Here is an 18319-nt window from a genome sequence, read left to right as displayed (position 1 = left end):
GTGATGTTATTACACTGGTTTCTTCAACACTAATGCCGTCACGCTCTCCTTCCATGTAAATCGGTTCTTCATGAATCACTTCTTTTGTGCGGTTTAAATGCTCAACATATGATTTAATTCCGCCTTCGTAGCAGTATTCATTGCGTTTATTTTCAACACGCTTATCCTCAATCGTGATCTTTATTCCCCTGTTAAGGAAGGCAAGTTCACGAAGTCTAGTGGCCAATATAACGAGGGGTATACAGATAACATTTACTCTTTCGCAAATAATATCCACACCTATGAGGGTGGAACGCATGAATCCGGTTTTAAGACTGCGTTAACAAATCCAAAAGGATTTGAAGCCAGGAAGGAAGGGTTATATTTTGTTCCGTCCAATGAAGAAAAACCACCTGTTTTTATTTGCTCCGAATATGTCCTTATTACTGGAAGATATGAAAATATTACGGATGGAACCGAAGGATTGATAGTTTCCTGGTTTCATAATAACAAATGGAAAAGGTTGAAAAGGAGCAGGGATAACTTTATGGTTCAAAGCAAATTGGTTGAATTATCCGCTATAGGTTTTCCTGTTAGTTCCTTAAATCAAAGATTAATGGTTCAGTACCTAACCGCTTTTGAAAGGGCGAATTTGGAAAACATACCAGTTGAAAAAGCTAGTGAACAAATGGGTTGGAGTGAAGATGGGTTCCTGTTAGGAAATGAGTTTATAGGTTCCGGTTCTTTGTCATTCGTCAGCAGCGACAAAGGTGAAGAACAGTTTGCAAAACATTATACCAGCAAAGGCGATTTACATCCTTGGTTAAACATGATTGAAGCGATTAAGTCTTATCCAAAGGTAATAGCTGGGGTTTAAGCTTCCTTTGCTTCCCCGTTGATAGGTCTTTTTGATTCAAAGCCCTTTATTTTTGAATGGAGTGGCGAAACTTCCAAAGGGAAAACTACAGCGCTAAAAATCGCTGCTTCTGTGTGGGGGAAACCGAATGAAAACGGTATATTAAAAAGGTGGAACAGTACACCAGTTGCAATAGAGAGGTCTGCCAGCTTAACAAACCATGTTCGGCTATTCCTGGATGATACTAAACAGGCAAACCCTAAATATATTGCCACCTCCGTTTATCATTTGGCTGGCGGCCAAGGTAAAAACCGGGGAAGTATAAAGTTGTATGGAATAAGTAATAAAAGACCGAAGGTGGGATAGATTTTTATCTATCGTACATTGAGAGATTCCAGCTTGTCTACGTGAGCTCAACCAACGAAAAATATCACGACCACGCAGTGCTTCTATTCCATTCTCTATCAAATAGGACAACCTAAGGCAAATCTAGTTAGGCTAAAACGAAATTCTTTAATCGTACCTTTACTATATTTTTTCATACCAATAGCTGTTCGAATAAACTCCTCTATCTGTTCCTGAAGCTTTCCAATAAGGGGTTCATTGATAGGAGTTGTTTTAGTGTATTTTCGTCGTAGGGAAGTCATTGGTTTTTTACGTGTATTGGTTTCTAAATAAATCTTTGGACTTTACTTCATTAATAGGATGAGATTCTATTGTAGCTGCAATTTCAGGATTTTCAATTCTTGCATAATGAAGTGTAGTTGTCGTTCTTTTATGGCCAAGCCAATCCTTAATATGTACAATATTTTCCCCTTCCTTGAATAGGTGCGTAGCACAAGTATGACGCAATTGATGAGGACGTAAAGGTTTACTCCACATCTCAGAGTATGACTTGAAGGTTACTCAAATTAGATTATTGGTCATCGGTTCTTTTCTCCATGTGAGGAACAGTGGATCATCTATACCAAGGTCCTTGCGTGTAGACAGATAAATCTCAAGTAATTATTCTAGAACTTCAGTAGCAAGTGGCACTCGTCGGTCTTTCCGTCCTTTGCCAGCCCGAATACAAAGCACCTGATCCTCCCAAAGAACATCACGAAGTTGAAGATTAGCTACTTCACCAGCTCGTATTCCAGTTGCATTCATCAGGGAGAATAAAGCTAAATTTCGCTTTCGTATAGGATCAAACTGACGTCTACCTAAAGAGGAATCGACCTGTCTTCTTAATTCTTTCAGACATTCCTGTATTTCATCAAAAGAAGCAACTTCAGGAAGAGACTGGCGAGCATCCAAGATAGTATAAGATAAATACTCACTGGGGTTGTCGGTACAATATTCCTGTTGAATTAAATATTTATAAAAGGAACGAATCTGGCTTACAATAAGGTTTCGGTAGCCAAGAGATTTTCCCTCAGTACGTTCAATACAATAGTTTTCAAGATTAACTAGTGTTACAGATTGGAAGTCTAGGGAATGATCCTCAAGATATTTAATTAGTTTCTTTAATTCCCTCCAAGTACTTAAAATACCTTTCGGTGTAAATCCTCTAACGAAAGTCTGGTATTCGCGATATTCTTCAATAATAGATTACATAATCTTATCTCCTCTAGAGTAGTTTACAAGATCAAACGATCTTGTCTATGCTTAAATGGATTATGTATCTATCTTATATCGCTAAAAAGACGTACTTCGATTCTATTCCCCATGATAAACTCCTTGAATTAATTAAAGAGGAAGTTGTTGATGGTAGTGTTTTGGCACTAATTGTACAGTTCCTAAAGTCGGGAATCCTTGAAAATGGTATCTTCTATCAAAATGAAAAAGGGAGTCCGCAGGGCGGTGTAATCAGTCCACTTCTGGAGAGTGCTGTTTGCTATGGGTCGTGATGGAAGTCTACCAAAGTCACTAGGTAAGCTCCACCCACGGTACCAGACCCCATGGAACGCACTTCATTTTGGATTTGTCCTTGTTATTGTAGTTTGTGCAATTCTTGCCATTTTATGGGGGCCCATGAATGTGTGGATTTGGTGTGCTCAAGCAACCGTATTCTTCGCAGTTCTTACTTATATTTTTGTAAATCTCTCCAATATTCTATACTATTAGCGTTTTAGGAGGACTTCTTTCCACTGGTTTTGGAAGGGTCTTGTTCCAGTTCTGGGAATCTTGGTTCTTGCCTATACCCTTTACCAAGCATTCTTCGTAAGCTTATGGGGAGCTGACTTCGCCCTTGGAAAAAGTGTGATCTTGGCTTGCCTACTCTTTGCATTAATTGGTGTATTATATGTTGCTTGGTTAAGTAAACGCCGACCTGAACTGTTTCAAAAAGCAACTTTCTCTGACGAAAAAACTGATTCGTTAGATTCATAGTCTAATCATTGTTTAGGTGTTATCACTCCAAAAACACTCCAGACCCTTGAGTGGGTTTTGGAGTGTTTTTGAATAATAGCCGGGTGTCAGGCACCATTCGTGCACAAATTAGAAGATTTGTCCACTGTAGGCACACAAGGTTTGGGTTTTTCCATTCCATTCCATTCCATTCCATTCCATTCCATCCCATCTTAAAGAATCGAATACCCACTATCCTTAACATCCGTAATAAACATATGCCCAGGAGCATGTGTAATCATTAAATCCGGTTTACTGGACATGGCAACAGATTGAGGTGTAACTCCACAAGCCCAAAATACCGGAATTTCACCTTCTTTTACAGTAACGGGGTCGCCGAAATCTGGCTTAGCAAGGTTTTGAATGCCAATTTCTTCAGGGTTGCCAATATGAATAGGCGAGCCGTGTACTGCTGGGAATCTGGAAGTTACTTGGACGGCTCTTATGACGTCAGCCGCTAAGAATGGACGCATACTAACGACTAAATTTCCTTGAAACACACCTGCTGGTTGACAAGGAATATTGGTGATGTACATTGGAACATTCCGGTTTTCTTCAATATGCCTGATAACAAGCCCATTTTCGATTAAAGGATTTTCAAATGTGAAACTGCAGCCGATTAAAAAGGCTACCATATCGTCTTTCCAATATGCCCCAATATCGGTTAACTCCTCAACAGGGATCCCCTTTTTATAGATCCAGTATTTAGGTAAGTCAAATCGTAAATCTGCGAACGGTGCTGTCAGCTTAGGAACAGGAGAGCCAATATCGGTTACTTCGATCAGCGGACAAGGTTTAGGGTTCCTCTGGCAAAATAGTAAAAAGTCATAAGCTAGGGCATTAGGCAAGATGACGAGATTTGCCTGCGTATGCCCAGGTACAAATCCGGCTGTCGGACCGGTAAATTCATTTTTACGTACTAAACTTCTTAATTCTCCAAGGTCAAGGTTTCGTTCCATATCATTCCATCCGTTCTCTATTTCGTTTAAAGAAACCTATAACCGAATCTTTCAAACAAAAGAAGACTAACGTAAGATTTGAGACAATAAACCAGATTAACAAGAGGTATGTGATGATAACAAATCCATTTTGGCTTAATTCCATGATTAGAGTCCTCCCTTATTGAAAACTGCTTGAAAATGGAATTCCCGATCAGGTGCAAACAATGTGCCAAGTAACGGTATACCGGCAGCAATCACATGTGAAATGAGATAGCCCTCCCATAAAGGAACAATAGGTTGAATAAGTCCAGCGCCAGGAAGTACGGCTAAAATGAGGGCTGAAAGGGTCCCGATAATCAAGCCCCAAAAAGCAGCATTTTTATTAAGATTCTTCATGAATACGGATAAAACGAACGGCCATGTCATGGCAAGTGTCAACGCCCCTACAGCGTAATTCAGATACAAGATCGAGAACTGAGCTAAGCTAAAGAGTGCAATACCTAAACCCGCGACGATTACGACGATACGTGCCACTTTAATTTCTTTTTTTGGATCCATAGGTCCATTTTTTCGAATATAAGTGAGGTAAATATCCCGAACAATCAGCGTGGATAAGGCATTCAGACAGGAATCGGTTGTGGACAATATAGTCGCAATCATAATGATTGCCATGGCGTAAGCTCCCCACGTTCCGAGCAGCTCACCCACAACAGCAGGAAAGATCTCAGAAGGATTCACATCAAAACCCTTAGCCAAACCAATCATCCCAATAAGTCCTGCTACAGCTGGGATTGGCAGCCATAAAAGGGTTGTCCCAAGAATCAGCTTGGATTCAGTACCTCTTTTACTGGCATAAACACGCTGCCATACACTTTGATCAATAATGGCATAGTTAATAAATGAAAGAACACTAACTAACAGCCATCCGGTAACACTTTCTTTTGTATAGAGCAGGGTTGCTGTTTTAACAGATGAATGGGCAAGTCCTTGATAAATTTCTGCTGGACCTCCAGCGACCCATAACGTAACAGGGATAATGATGGCAAGTAAAATGAGCAGCATGCAAAATTGTACAACATCCGTACCAATAGATGCTCTTAAGCCTCCAATAGCGACATAAATCGTAACAATTAATGAGCCTATTACGACAGCCGCTGCATGAGGGATGCCAAATGGAACAGTAGACGCTTGGAGGAAGTTTACTCAGCCGACTCCACCTCCACTGTATCACGAATTATTTGCTGCCATGTTCCAAGGTAACTTACAGATAGATGGCGATATCAAGGAGTTAATGGCAAATCTACGGGCAATGACTCGCCTTCTGGATGTAACAAGAGAAGTTCAACTTACAGTAGCATAAAAAGGAGGATAAAAAATGAGTAAATTATCTACGGTTAAAGGTCGTTATGTTTACGTAAATGTACAAGATGTTGAATACAAGGTTTACTTTGAGGAAAATGGTCAAGGTATCCCTCTTGTTTGTCAACATACGGCTGGTTCTGATAACCGCCAGTGGCGCGGACTTTTAGAGGATGGAAACATAACCAAAAATTTCAGGGTTATTGCTTATGATTTACCACGTCATGGAAAATCAGATCCTCCACATGCTGTTGAGTGGTGGAAGGAAGAATATAAACTTACTACCCAGTGGTTTCTTCAATTTGTTAGAAGTTTTTGTGAGGAGCTTGAACTTGAAAATCCTGTATTCATGGGAAGTTCATTTGGTGGAAATGTAGCCCTGCAACTCGCTCTTGAATATCCGGATTACTTTAGAGCAACCATTCCTGTCGAAGGAGCCGATTATACTCCAGGCTATTTCGTGGATTGGTGGAACCATCCTCATACGCATGGTGGAGAGGTTTGTGCATCTGGGACTTGGGGTCTTATGGCACCACAAAGCCCTGAAAAAGATCGTCGTCTAACATGGTGGTATTATAGCCAAGGAGCACCAGGTGTTTTTAAGGGGGATCTTTATTTCTATAGTGTTGATCATGACCTTCGTGGAAAACTACACCTAATCGATGCTGAAAAATGCCCTGTATATTTAATGACAGGTGAATATGATTACCTATCTACTCCTGCGGATTCAAAACGTACTGCCGATCAAATCTCTGGAGCAAAATTTGTGGAAATGAAGGGAATCGGGCATTTTCCAATGAGTGAAAATTATGAGGTATTTGTTAAATACTTAGAAGAAGTTCTTCAAGATATCTTAATGAAAGAAAAAGCATTAGTAATAAAATAGACCGTCAAGTTTTGTTTGACATCATACAGGGGAGGCGCTAAGTCGTCTCGTCTGTTATTTTTTATCCTTTTATAACAGATGACAAGTATTTAAGTCAAAAGGAGATGAAAGAAGGATGAAACATTACAGTATGTACATAAACGGCGAGTGGTTTAACACCCGTAACGTATTAGAAGTGGAAAATCCTGCCACAAAAGAAATCGTTGCGTCAGTTCCAAATGGTGGGAGTGACGAAGCAAAAATTGCAGTAAATGCGGCACATGCAGCATTTTCTACGTGGTCGAAAACAACGGCATATGAACGCAGTGAATACTTAAAAAATTGGTTTACTCTCATCGAGCATAATCAAGAAGAAATTGCTAAAACGATGACGATGGAACAAGGAAAACCATTAAAAGAGGCACTAAGTGAAGTGCAGTATGCAAATAGTTTTTTATCATGGTATGCTGAGGAAGCAAAGCGTGTATATGGGGAAACGATTCCAGCTTCTCATTCACATAAACGCCTGCTTATTCAGAAACAGCCAGTTGGCGTTGTCGCAGCGATTACGCCTTGGAACTTCCCTGCGGCCATGATTACAAGAAAAGTAGCCCCGGCATTAGCGGCTGGTTGCACGGTTGTTGTTAAACCAGCAGAATCTACTCCGTTAACCGCTTTGCTATTAGCGAACTTCGCACACGAAGCAGGCATCCCCAAAGGGGTTATCAATGTGGTTACTGGAGATCCGAAAGAAATCGGAAACGTTTGGCTAGATGATCCACATGTAAAGAAAATTACCTTTACGGGTTCCACGGAAGTGGGTAAATATTTGATGAGGCGTGCAGCAGATACCGTGAAAAAGGTTTCGCTTGAATTGGGCGGTCATGCTCCGTTCATTGTTATGTCTGATGCCAATATCAAAAAAGCGGTCGAGGGCGTTATTCAATCAAAATTCCGAAATGCCGGTCAAACATGTATATGTACAAATCGAATTTATGTGCAAGAAGGCATCGCCGCATCATTTATACAAGAGTTCGCTGCAGCAGCTGCGTTATTAAAAGTCGGTAGCGGCTTTGAAGAAGGTACTGACATCGGTCCACTCATTAACTACAATGCAATAGAAAAAGTACAAAGCCATATCTCTGATGCAGTAGATAAAGGCGCTAAAGTATTAGTAGGGGGCAATCAGCTTATTGCAAAGAACGGCTATTATTTTGAACCAACGGTGTTAAGTGGGGTAACAGATGAAATGGTTTGTATGAAAGAAGAAACATTTGGACCGCTTGCACCGATTACGACCTTTAAAACGGAAGAAGAAGTGATTGAGCGTGCAAATAACTCTCCTTATGGATTAGCTGCATATGTATATACTGAAAATCTTGGAGGTTCGATTCGTATAAGTGAGGGCTTGAAATTTGGAATCGTTGGTGTGAATGACAGTACTCCATCTGTTTCACAGGCACCATTTGGTGGATTCAAAGAAAGCGGCTTAGGACGTGAAGGCGGCCATTACGGTATTGAGGAATTTTTGGAAGTAAAATACATTTCAATAGGCATATAATCTGAGCGAAAAAAATGGTCTTAAAGGTGCCCGCCGTGCGCCTTAGTTCTCAAAACGTTAATTGTGGCGTTTCAAAGGCTCTCAACCGATTTGGTTGGGGGTCTTTTTTATGACTTAACACTGTTTTTGACCAGCTAAACTTTGTTTTTTCAATAAATCTAAGAATATCATTTAGGGACTGATTGTTTTTTTCTGTTGTTACTGGCTTAAACAAATCCCCCTTTTAGAAACGACTCGTTCAAGGGTTACCTTTTGCGGCATTTGCTCTGCAAAATAATTTGCAACAAAGGTATTTATTTTTCTTGTTTGTTCGAATGTATAATCTGGCTGAATAGGTATAAATATTTGCATTCCTGAAGAACCTGATGTTCTTGGTACCGACAATAGATCGAGTGATTCAAGAAGTTCCTTCAGCCTGATTGCTACCTCTAACACCAGATTAAAGCTATTATGACCAGGTGGATCCAAGTCGAATACCATTTCCATTGGATAATCGGGTTTATCATGGCGGTCAAATGGAACGTGAAATTCAATCGCACCGTAGTTGGCTGCCCAAACTAGTGTTGCCCTATCATTTAACAGAGTCCTCTCCTTCTCTTTATAGAAAGTACTGCTAACCCATTCGTGCGCAGTCTCAGGAACCGACCTTTTTTCGATATTCTTGCCATTTATTCCATGTGGGTAGATCCAAACCATGGAAGTACCTCTTTTTTATTTATTTTTTAATCAAAATAAGACAATAAAGTTACTTACTAATCTGTGTACAGTTACTGTCCTTTATTTTTTTCATTATTTCCTAACGGGTGTATATATTGTGAGAAAGTTCATCTGTTCCCTAGTTGTCTATTTGGTATAAAGCCCATCTCAATTAAGACAGGCTTTATACATTATCACTTCTGAAATTGTCCTCCTATTTGTCCTCCGATGTTTTAAATTGCATTTAAAATATTTAAGTCAAATTTACTAAAAGTGCTGATTTAAAGCCTTTTTTTAAACACTATTTTTTTCTATTATAATTGAAAATGAATGGGCGGCATGATGTAATTTAACCACTCTCTTTTGAGAAATGGTTAAGTGCATTTACCGACCAAACTGTGAAGCAGTCATGTAAATATTTTATATCAATAGCAAAAACCACTTCCTATAAAAATTAGGGAGTGGTTTTTTTGCAACTTGGAGAAAGTGCTTGAGTTCCCGTTTTTCTAAATAATTAGGTAAATCTTTTCTCCCTTCTAATTCTTCGATTGTCTTCTGCTGTTTGTGAACATGAGTGAATTCTGTCGGATCTTTCTTTAAAACTTCCAATTCTACAGCTTTTCTAAAAAACATTTTTCCAGTACGGTGAACTCCATCAATTGTGTTTTGGATATATTTATCCTCTTTTCTTTAAATCATTTAAAGCGTTTTGGTAATTCAGTTGAAGCTGGTTCAAAACGAAATACTTTAGCCTCCTCTGGCCGGTCTCTCGGACATCATATTCAACTGTAATAAGGCTAACTAGGCTACTCCGTGTCGAGCATATGGAGGTTAGTCGATTCCACCAGTTTCATCTCTCTTTGGAACTATTTTGCATATTTTCCAGCCCCAGTGGGCAAATTTTATCAGTAAGACTTTGATGGAAAATGCTATTTTGGGGGATATATAAGTGATTTATAATAAAGAGCAGTTAAGAGAAGAAGCGCATAAAGCAGCGTTAAGACACGATCCTTTCATAAGCCGAAAGCCATCTGCCCGCTTTTTACAGTCTAATGAATCAGACTTAGAGAAATTGCGCGGCTTTGTTAACGACTTAAGAGATAATCGTTCTTCCTGTTCACAGCCGGCTGAAGAATGGTTACTAGATAATGCGGAATTTTTGGAAGAACAGGTCCTTGTAGTAAACCAAGGTTTAACGAAAGGGTTTGTTAACTCTTTACCCCATCTAAAAAAAACGGGGGATTCCAGAGTATTTTCTATTTGTACAGACTACCTTCAATTTAACGACGGGCATTTGGAAATGGATTCATTTATTTCCTATCTCCAGTCATATCAAGAAGTTTCCCTATTGAAAATGGCTGAAGTTTGGGCGATGCCACTTATTATAAGGGTGGCTTTGATTCGTCGTCTGGCCGAAATCATGGATACAGTCAAGGAAAGACGCGATGTTTGTTCGTTGGTTGAGAAGTTACTTTCCGGTATCAAGGCATCGGAGATCACTCCAGAAAAACTGAAGCAAGTATTAGAGGAAGCTGGACAAGAAATGCCTCTTTCTGGACTGATGATTGTCCATTTGGTAAAACATCTGCGCGAACGTGCTGATTATACAGCAACAGTAGGAGAATGGCTCATTTGCAAATTGGAGAATGGACCAGAGAGCCTTGATCACATATTGTCATATGAATTTCAGCTCCAAGCAGCCTTTCAAGTGACAACAGGTAACCTAATCACAAGTATGCGTAAGCTTTCTCGCTGGGATTGGAATGAAACCTTTGAGCAAATTAGCATGGTTGAACAATCGCTGCGGAAAGAGAGGACAGGCTTTTATTCGCAATTGGATTTCTCTAGTCGTGACACTCTCCGAAAGAGGGTCGAGCAGCTAGCGAGACGTTTAAATCTGCCTGAAAACCTTGTGGCAGCACAGGCAGTGGAGCTCGCGGATAAATATGGAGAGGAACCATCTGTTGAGGTATCACAAAAAGGGGAAAATAGTGAAGAATTAGCAGAAAAATACGGAAAGGAGCTTCACGAGAGAAATAGCACGGAGAGAAATCGTCCATTATTTGTTGCATATTACTTATTAGATCCCAATGGCATTATGCAATTGAGACAAGCGTTAAAGATGTGCGGTAAACCACGAACTCTCCCTGAAACAGGGTTAATGCGCCGTGCAACTGGAACGTATTTTAATATGTTAGCAGTATGCTTCGTTGTTTTCTTGCTTGGCTTTTCAATCTGGATAGGTTGGGATGAACTTTTTTCACCAATTCAATGGCTTGCTATCCTAGGAATCCTCTTGTTCCCGGTGACAGAGTGGGCGGTTACTTCAGCTCATTGGTTCATTGAACGTGTCAAAGGTCCAGTCCCGTTATTGCGATTTGATTTTTCAAAAGGAATTTCAGCTGATGCGAAAACGATGGTTGTGATTCCAGTCATCTGGTCATCAATAGCAGAAGTGAAGGAGTTGGCAGAACGGCTTGAATTGCATTATTTGGCGAACCGGGATTCCAATCTCCACTTTGGGTTATTGGGCGACTTCAAGGATGCGGAGACAGAGTCTCTCGAACAGGATGAAGTCATTTTAACAGCAGCCAAACGAGAAATTGAACAATTGCGAAATACCTACTCCAACACAAACTTTCATCTCTTTCAGCGAAAGCGGAAATGGAACCCGTCTGAGGGTGTATGGATGGGATGGGAGAGAAAGCGAGGAAAGCTAGTCGAATTTGTGGAGTTTCTAAAAGGGAGAGAGGATACCAGCTTCGCTTTTTTCGAGTCAGATTTGAGTTTACTTCAGGATGTTCGTTATATCATTACTCTCGATTCTGATACGCAGCTTCCACTTGAAAGTGCACAGCGAATGATCGGTACGCTGCATCTACCATATAATCAGCCGGTTCTAAATGATACGAAGACGAGAGTGATAGAGGGCTACGGTGTGCTTCAACCAAGACTCAGTATGAGTCATCAGGCCTCAATGAGTTCGCGTTTTTCCAGTCTTTGGTCAACAAATCCAGGGTTTGATCCATATGCGTTTGCTGTTTCTGATCCGTATCAAGATGCGCTCGGTCAGGGGATTTTCACTGGAAAAGGAATATTTGAAGTCGATACGTTTTATCAAGTGCTATGTGAACGGATTCCGGACAACCGGGTGTTGAGTCATGATTTACTTGAAGGTGGTTTCCTGCGCGCAGGCCTACTTTCAGATATCGAATTAATTGACCATTATCCGGCTAAGTTTATTGTCTTTCAAAAGCGGCAGCATCGCTGGGTAAGAGGAGATTGGCAGCTATTACTATGGTTACTGCCAAGATTGTATAACCGAAGAGGTGAACTGATGCCAGTCGATTTGTCTGTGCTGACTCGGTGGCAGATCATTGATAATTTGCGGCGGAGTCTATTGTCTACGACACTATTTGTCACCCTTCTTTTAGCAGTCACGATCCTTCCGGGTTCACCTTTACGCTGGATAGCTTTTGTGGCTGCAACATGGTTCTTGCCGGTTCTTCGCCAGATTGTCACCGTTCAGACCGGTTTAATGAATCTGCGTAGTATTTTGAACACGACGGTTCAAGTCTTGTTGGGGATTGTTATCCTGCCGTTTCAAATTGTCCTTTTGCTTGATGCAATTGGTAGAACGTTGTACCGTTTATTATTTTCAAAAAAACGATTGCTCGAATGGGTCTCATCAGATGAAGAGAATCGCAAGAGCAATCAGAAGGGTGCTCCCTTGTTACAAGGCATGGCGGGAGGTTATGTTCTTTGTATTTTGTTTTTGGCGGCAACATTATTTAATGAAAATATCGTGGTGCAAATCATTGGGCTTACATTGAGTGTGATGTGGATGTGTGCTCCATTCGTGATTAGATGGCTCGATCAGCCGTCTCCACAGGATCGTATTACTTTTTCGGAAGATGAGATGGAAGAACTGACGAACCTGGCTCAGCAAATATGGTCTTTTTATGAAGATTATGTTACCGAAAAAGAGAACTGGCTACCTCCTGACAATGTGCAAATGGAACCGCCGAACGGGGTGGCGCATCGAACCTCTCCTACCAACATCGGGATGTATCTTACCTGTGCTTTAGCAGCGAGGGATTTTTCGTTTATTGATACCCCTGGATTAATTTTGCGGTTGGAGAGGACATTGGAGACGCTTGAGCGGATGGAAAAGTGGGAAGGGCATTTTTACAATTGGTATGACACTGAGACACTGAACCCGTTATCGCCAAGGTATGTATCAACAGTTGATTCAGGAAATTTAGTTGGCTGTCTAATTACAGTAAAAGAAGGCTTAGCCGAGTGGCTAGAAGCCTTTGATAAAAAGGAAAATCCAACTTACCACTTTCATAACGATGAAACGATGAAAATTGCTTTTTCCGAAGAAATCACACCGGATTTCTCGAGAAGACTAAATGGTAAGAAGGTAAGTGTTAATTGGCGGGATAGGGGTCAAATGTTGCTTAAACGTTTAGAAGAATTGATTGAAGAAACTAATTTCCAGCCTTTATTTGATCACAGAGCCAAGTTATTTTCCTTAGGATACCATGCTGATCGTAATACACGGGATGAGGTGCTTTATGATTTAATGGCGTCTGAGGCAAGAATTGCAAGCTTTGTCGCGATTGCGCTTGGTCAAGTGTCGGTATCCCACTGGCATGTACTTGGAAGAACGATGACCAGGGTTGGGAAACGACCCGTCCTCTTGTCCTGGTCTGGTACGATGTTTGAATATTTAATGCCATGGCTGTTAATGAGGACTTATCGAAAAACATTGTGGGAAAATACGTATGCGGCGGTTGTTGATCGTCAAATTCAATACGCACACCAGCGAGGAGTGCCATTCGGGATCTCTGAGTCAGGCTATTATGCGTTTGATTATCAAATGAATTACCAGTATCGGGCCTTCGGTGTTCCGGGTCTCGGATTTAAACGGGGACTTGAACAAGACTTGGTTATCGCACCTTACGCTACGATCATGGCTCTCCCATTTGCAAAGGGTGAGGCTTTGGATGCTTTGAAAAAAATAGAGCAGTTAAATGGTCGAGGAAAATATGGCTTTTATGAAGCAATGGATTTTACGCAAGAACGGCTGCCTAATGGTAAGCAGCATAAGGTGATTCAAAGTTTTATGGCCCATCATCAAGGTATGAGCTTACTGACCCTGGCGAACCTATTACTGCCAAAAACAATGGTGGAGAGATTCCATCGTAACAAACAAATTCGTTCAGCAGAATTGCTCTTACAAGAACGAATTCCGAAAACTCCTAAGTATATTAAGCATCCAGCTTTGGGTCGTGTGCACAAGCAAAATTCAAAAAGTACTCAGGATGCTGCAAAAATAAGAGAATATATTTCACCTGACACAAGGGTTCCTGAGGTCAGCGTTCTTTCAAATGGTTCGTTCACAACAGTCGTAACGAATACCGGCAGTGGTTTTAGCCAGTATAAAGGTTTATTGGTCTCTAGATGGCGCGAAGACCCGGTAATGGATCCATGGGGGAACTATGTTTATATTAGGGATATCTCCGAAGATAAACTATGGTCACCGTCTTACCAACCATGCCGAGTGGAATCTTCTGAACAACGCGTACAATTTGGGTTAGATCGTGCAACATTTATGCGGGTGGATGGAGACGTTAAGACAAGTATGGAGATTTGCGTTTCATCAGAGATGAATGCGGAGCTGCGTAGAATAACTTTGACAAATAGCGGTGAAGAAGCAAAAGTTTTGGAGGTTACTACTTTTGTTGAGTTAGCTTTGTCCAACCCAATAGCAGATGTTGCCCATACTGCATTTAGCAAGCTTTTTATTCGGACTGCTTTCGATGCTGAATCAGGCTGCCTTGTTGCTGGCCGAAGACCGCGTGAAGCGAAGGACCAGACACTTTGGTCGGCACATTCACTCTTGGTTGACGGTGATACTCTTGGATCGGTTGAATTTGAAACAGACCGTTCTAGCTTTATTGGCCGGGGCTATCGACTATCCGATCCCCAAGGAATCCGGACTCGCCTTCGTGGTAAGGTTGGTTCGGTGGCCGATCCGGCCTTTGTGATGAGAAGGCGCATCTGTATTGAACCTGGTAAGCAAATTCAATTAGTTGCTGTAACTTCGGTTAGTGAGACAAAGGAAGATGCGATCGAAATTGTGCGTAAGTTTGCTCCTGATCAAGCAGTGGAACGTGCGTTTCAATTATCATGGAACCGAGGACAGATTGAGATTCGTAATCTGCATTTAACGAATCAAGAGGCAACTGATTTTCAAAGGCTGGCAGGTCACATTTTATATACTTCTCCGCTCAAGAAGGACCGAGGGAAAAGTATTTTAATTAATACAAAAGGTCAGTCTGGACTATGGAGTTTTGGGGTATCTGGGGATCGACCGATCGTCCTCTTACGAATTGAAGACCGCAGCCAAATGCCGTTCGTTGTTAAAATGTTAACAGGTCATGAATACATAAGGCGACTTGGTCTTTTATTCGACCTTGTTCTCCTTAACGAGTCGGAGGAAGGCTATTATCAACACTTGCAAGAAGCACTTCAGCAGGTGGCAGAACATGGAGTTGATCGTTTTGGTGTAGGTTTGTCCGGTGTATATGTCATTGCCTCAAATCAATTGTCTGCGGAGGACAAAGCATTGTTGATGGCAGTAGCTCGTGTCGAGCTCCGCGCTGGCGGAGCTAGTTTAGCGACACAAATGCGATTGCCTAAGGGTGAAATGGAAAATGGGATGCATAAGATTGGAACGCCAAATGGGCTGCTTAAGGATGAAACGGAGAATGGGTTGCCGGAACAACTGATTCCGGTGCCTTCTACTAAAAATAAGAATGTTTTTTCTGGGCAAACAATACAAGAGGAAACGAAAGAATGGTTATTTTTTAACGGTTGGGGCGGGTTTTCCCCCGATGGAAAAGAGTACCGGATCATGATCAAAAATGGAAATCATTTGCCGGCGCCGTGGATTAATGTCCTGGCCAATCCTCGTTTTGGCTCTCTCATTTCCGAAATGGGATCGGGTTATACGTGGTGGCGGAACAGCCGTGAATGCAAGCTAACGCCATGGTCCAATGATCCCGTCCTTGATCCACCGACGGAAACAGCTTATTTAAGAGATGAAGAAAGTGGTAAGGTGTGGTCCGCCGCACCATCAGCAGTCCATTCAAACGAGCCATATAAAATAACGCATGGCAAAGGATTTACAAAGTTTGATCACGAAAGAAACGGCATTAAACACGAAATGCTGGTATACGTACCATTAGAAGATCCTGTGAAAATCATCAGGTTGAAGCTGCAAAACAAGACTTCGGAACAAAGGCACATTTCTTTGACCTATTATGCCGAATGGGTTTTAGGGGTACAGCGACAAGCGAATGCACCGTTTATTGTGACCGATTGGGTTGAGTCTGAGCGGGTCATGATAGCCAAAAACACGTATCAAGAAACCTTCCGGGATGCAACCGTATTTTTAGGGATTTATCCGCAGCGGGGTGCTGTTACAGGTTCCGGTGAAGTGAAAGATTCCGGTATAGCAGCTTGGCAAGATTCAAGTGGAGCACCGGGGGAAATTCCAGGTTCTGATGCAGCAAAGGAACAGGATTCTATTACTGCTCCTGACCAAGTTCGAGGATCTGTTTCTGCTTCTGACCATTCATACGATCTTACTTGGACGGCGGACCGCAACGAATTTATTGGACGAAATGGAAGCATGGAACATCCAGCGGCAATGGGACGCGTTGGTTTATCGTGTCGGACAGGCACGCATTACGAATCTTGTGGTGCGATTCAGACTAAGCTAACGCTAAAGCCAGGTGAAGAACAGGTTGTCTATATTTTGTTAGGCTGTGACGACTCTAAAGAGAGAGTCTTACAATTAGCCAGGAAATACAGCCAATCTTCAGCTTGTGAACAAGCGATGGATGAGGTTATTGCTTTTTGGGACCATCATTTAGGCCAAATACAAGTGTCAACCCCGTCGAAGGAAACAGATTTTTTGTTGAACGGGTGGTTATTATATCAATCGCTTGCATGTCGAATATGGGCAAGAACTGCTTTTTATCAAGCTGGAGGAGCATTTGGCTTTCGCGATCAATTGCAGGATTCGCTCGCACTCCTGCATACGATGCCGGAAAAAACAAGAGAACAAATTGTGCTCCACGCGTCCCACCAATATTTAGAAGGGGATGTGCAGCATTGGTGGCATGAAGAAACTGAACGTGGTATCCGCACGACGTTTTCTGATGATTTATTATGGATGCCGTATGTGGTTTCACGGTACATCGAGCATTCGGGTGATCGAACGGTTTTGGACGAAGTCGCACCGTTTCTAATTAGTGAACCGCTTGCTGAGGGTGAACACGAACGCTATGAGCCGACCGTACGCTCTTCAGAAACGGGCACGGTTTATGAGCATTGCCTGAGAGCGATCGATCGGGCTTTGAGCCGGATTGGCGAGCATGGTTTGCCATTAATCGGAGTGGGGGATTGGAATGATGGCATGAATCAGGTTGGGGTGAAAGGACGAGGCGAAAGCGTGTGGCTCGGCTGGTTTATTTGTGACGTGTTGAACCGGTTTGCCGAGCTTTGCGGATTGCGTGGCGATTCCGAACGGGTGGAAGCATTCCAGAAAATGCGCCAGCAGTTAACAGACTCTCTCAACGAGCAGGGCTGGGATGGTCAGTGGTACCGACGTGCTTTTACCGATGCAGGACAATGGCTCGGCTCAATTCAAAATGAGGAGTGCCGGATCGACGCGATTGCTCAATCATGGTCCGTAATCTCAGGGGCAGCACCAATGGATCGTGCTGTTCAGGCAATGAACTCGTTCGACAGGGAGCTGGTGGAGCGGGATCTTGCAGTTGTCCGGCTGTTGACTCCAGCTTTCGATCAGACCGAACCAAGCCCTGGATATATACAAGGTTATCCGCCGGGAATCAGGGAGAACGGTGCCCAGTATACTCATGGAGTTATTTGGGGCATCATTGCTTGGTGTCAGCTTGGTAATGGTGATAAAGCAATGGAGATGTTTACGATGCTTAATCCGATGACGCATACTCGTACCGACCATGAAGTAAGAAGGTATACAGGTGAACCATACGCAATTGCCGCCGATGTGTATACGGCAGAGCCGAATCAGGGACATTCAGGATGGACATGGTATACGGGTGCATCAGGTTGGTTTTATCAGGCCGGAATTGAGTGGATACTTGGGATTCGGCGACGAGAAACTCGTCTTTATCTTAATCCTCGTATTCCAAGTGAGTGGCCAGGATTTTCGATTACGTACCGATTTGGTAATACTCGTTACCACATTAACGTTAAAAATGGTTCTGGTGGTAATGAATGTGGGTTGACAGTTGACGGGGTGCAAATTCCGATTTCTGAAGAGGAAAAGTCTACAGGACCATTTGTGGAATTACGGGATGACGGGCTCGACCATCATGTGGAATTGAGAATTTAGTAAATAAAAAGGCGTGAACTGAACTTACCTAGCGATATGAGACACATATAAAACACCCTTTAGGCTGCCAGAACTCCGAATTCTTTTGGATAAAAGAACGTAAAAAATATGGTCTTAAAGGCACTCGTCGTGCAGCTCTTCTCAAAACGTTAATTTTACGTTTCATACTCTCAACCAATTTGGTTGGGGGTCTTTTTTATGCTTAAAAAAGCTTTTG

Annotated in this window: 10 protein-coding genes and 4 pseudogenes; 7 read left to right on the top strand and 7 right to left on the bottom strand. The window is 42.1% G+C overall.

Annotation, left to right across the window (positions count from 1 at the left end; all coding sequences use genetic code 11):
- Positions 1-22: 22 nt before the first annotated feature.
- Positions 23-229: pseudogene (locus COE25_RS19530) on the bottom strand (DNA-cytosine methyltransferase); the annotation flags it as partial.
- Here COE25_RS19530 and COE25_RS32320 point away from each other — a divergent pair.
- Positions 221-361: pseudogene (locus COE25_RS32320) on the top strand (hypothetical protein); the annotation flags it as partial. The pseudogenes COE25_RS19530 and COE25_RS32320 sit on opposite strands and share 9 nt — an antisense overlap.
- Positions 350-1147 (top strand): annotated as a pseudogene (locus COE25_RS31710) (DUF927 domain-containing protein); the annotation flags it as partial. The pseudogenes COE25_RS32320 and COE25_RS31710, both read left to right, overlap by 12 nt.
- Here the strand turns inward: COE25_RS31710 and COE25_RS32315 are convergent.
- Both COE25_RS32315 and COE25_RS31705 read right to left on the bottom strand, forming a co-directional pair.
- Positions 1064-1303, bottom strand: a complete 240-nt coding sequence (locus tag COE25_RS32315) for a hypothetical protein (protein WP_373605364.1) — start codon at positions 1301-1303, stop codon at positions 1064-1066. The pseudogene COE25_RS31710 and the gene COE25_RS32315 sit on opposite strands and share 84 nt — an antisense overlap.
- A 186-nt stretch (positions 1304-1489) precedes the next feature.
- Positions 1490-2419: pseudogene (locus COE25_RS31705) on the bottom strand (tyrosine-type recombinase/integrase).
- A gap of 53 nt (positions 2420-2472) precedes the next feature.
- Between COE25_RS31705 and COE25_RS19500 the strand changes: the two are divergent.
- On the top strand, positions 2473-2724 hold the full coding sequence (locus COE25_RS19500; RefSeq protein WP_142354492.1) for a hypothetical protein: 252 nt from the start codon (positions 2473-2475) through the stop codon (positions 2722-2724).
- 672 nt (positions 2725-3396) lie between these two features.
- Here the strand turns inward: COE25_RS19500 and COE25_RS19480 are convergent.
- The 3 genes from COE25_RS19480 to COE25_RS19475 are packed head-to-tail and all read right to left on the bottom strand — an operon-like array spanning position 3397 to position 5286.
- On the bottom strand, positions 3397-4182 hold the full coding sequence (locus tag COE25_RS19480; RefSeq protein ID WP_098933804.1) for a putative hydro-lyase: 786 nt from the start codon (positions 4180-4182) through the stop codon (positions 3397-3399).
- A 1-nt stretch (position 4183) separates the two neighbouring features.
- On the bottom strand, positions 4184-4327 hold the full coding sequence (locus COE25_RS30890) for a hypothetical protein (RefSeq protein WP_180247552.1): 144 nt from the start codon (positions 4325-4327) through the stop codon (positions 4184-4186).
- A gap of 2 nt (positions 4328-4329) precedes the next feature.
- Positions 4330-5286, bottom strand: coding sequence for a sodium:solute symporter family protein (locus COE25_RS19475; protein ID WP_257208903.1), 957 nt, complete (start codon positions 5284-5286; stop codon positions 4330-4332).
- Positions 5287-5329: 43 nt separating this feature from the next.
- On the opposite strand from COE25_RS19475, the gene COE25_RS19470 reads away from it, so the two are divergent.
- The 3 genes from COE25_RS19470 to COE25_RS19460 all read left to right on the top strand — a co-directional run bounded on the left by COE25_RS19470 (position 5330) and on the right by COE25_RS19460 (position 7949).
- Positions 5330-5524: a hypothetical protein gene (locus COE25_RS19470; RefSeq protein ID WP_098933802.1), complete on the top strand. Its 195-nt coding sequence runs from the start codon at positions 5330-5332 to the stop codon at positions 5522-5524.
- A gap of 15 nt (positions 5525-5539) precedes the next feature.
- A complete protein-coding gene (locus tag COE25_RS19465) occupies positions 5540-6409 on the top strand; it encodes an alpha/beta fold hydrolase (RefSeq protein ID WP_098933801.1) in 870 nt (289 codons plus the stop codon).
- A 130-nt stretch (positions 6410-6539) separates the two neighbouring features.
- The gene (locus tag COE25_RS19460) at positions 6540-7949 is read left to right on the top strand and encodes an NAD-dependent succinate-semialdehyde dehydrogenase (RefSeq protein ID WP_142354493.1); all 1410 of its coding nucleotides are present in this window, start codon (positions 6540-6542) and stop codon (positions 7947-7949) included.
- 198 nt (positions 7950-8147) lie between these two features.
- Here the strand turns inward: COE25_RS19460 and ligD are convergent, their stop codons facing one another.
- Complete coding sequence (gene ligD, locus COE25_RS19455) at positions 8148-8645, bottom strand: non-homologous end-joining DNA ligase LigD (protein WP_098933799.1); 498 nt, start codon at positions 8643-8645, stop codon at positions 8148-8150.
- Between the two features lie 949 nt (positions 8646-9594).
- Here ligD and COE25_RS19445 point away from each other — a divergent pair.
- Entirely contained in the window at positions 9595-18102 is an 8508-nt protein-coding gene (locus COE25_RS19445; RefSeq protein ID WP_098933797.1) for a glycoside hydrolase family 94 protein, read from the top strand.
- Positions 18103-18319 lie beyond the last annotated feature (217 nt).

This window comes from Bacillus sp. AFS031507 (assembly GCF_002584635.1).
In the GTDB taxonomy this organism is placed as follows: Bacteria; Bacillota; Bacilli; order Bacillales; family Cytobacillaceae; genus Neobacillus.
This window is presented reverse-complemented; position numbering and strand designations above follow the sequence as displayed.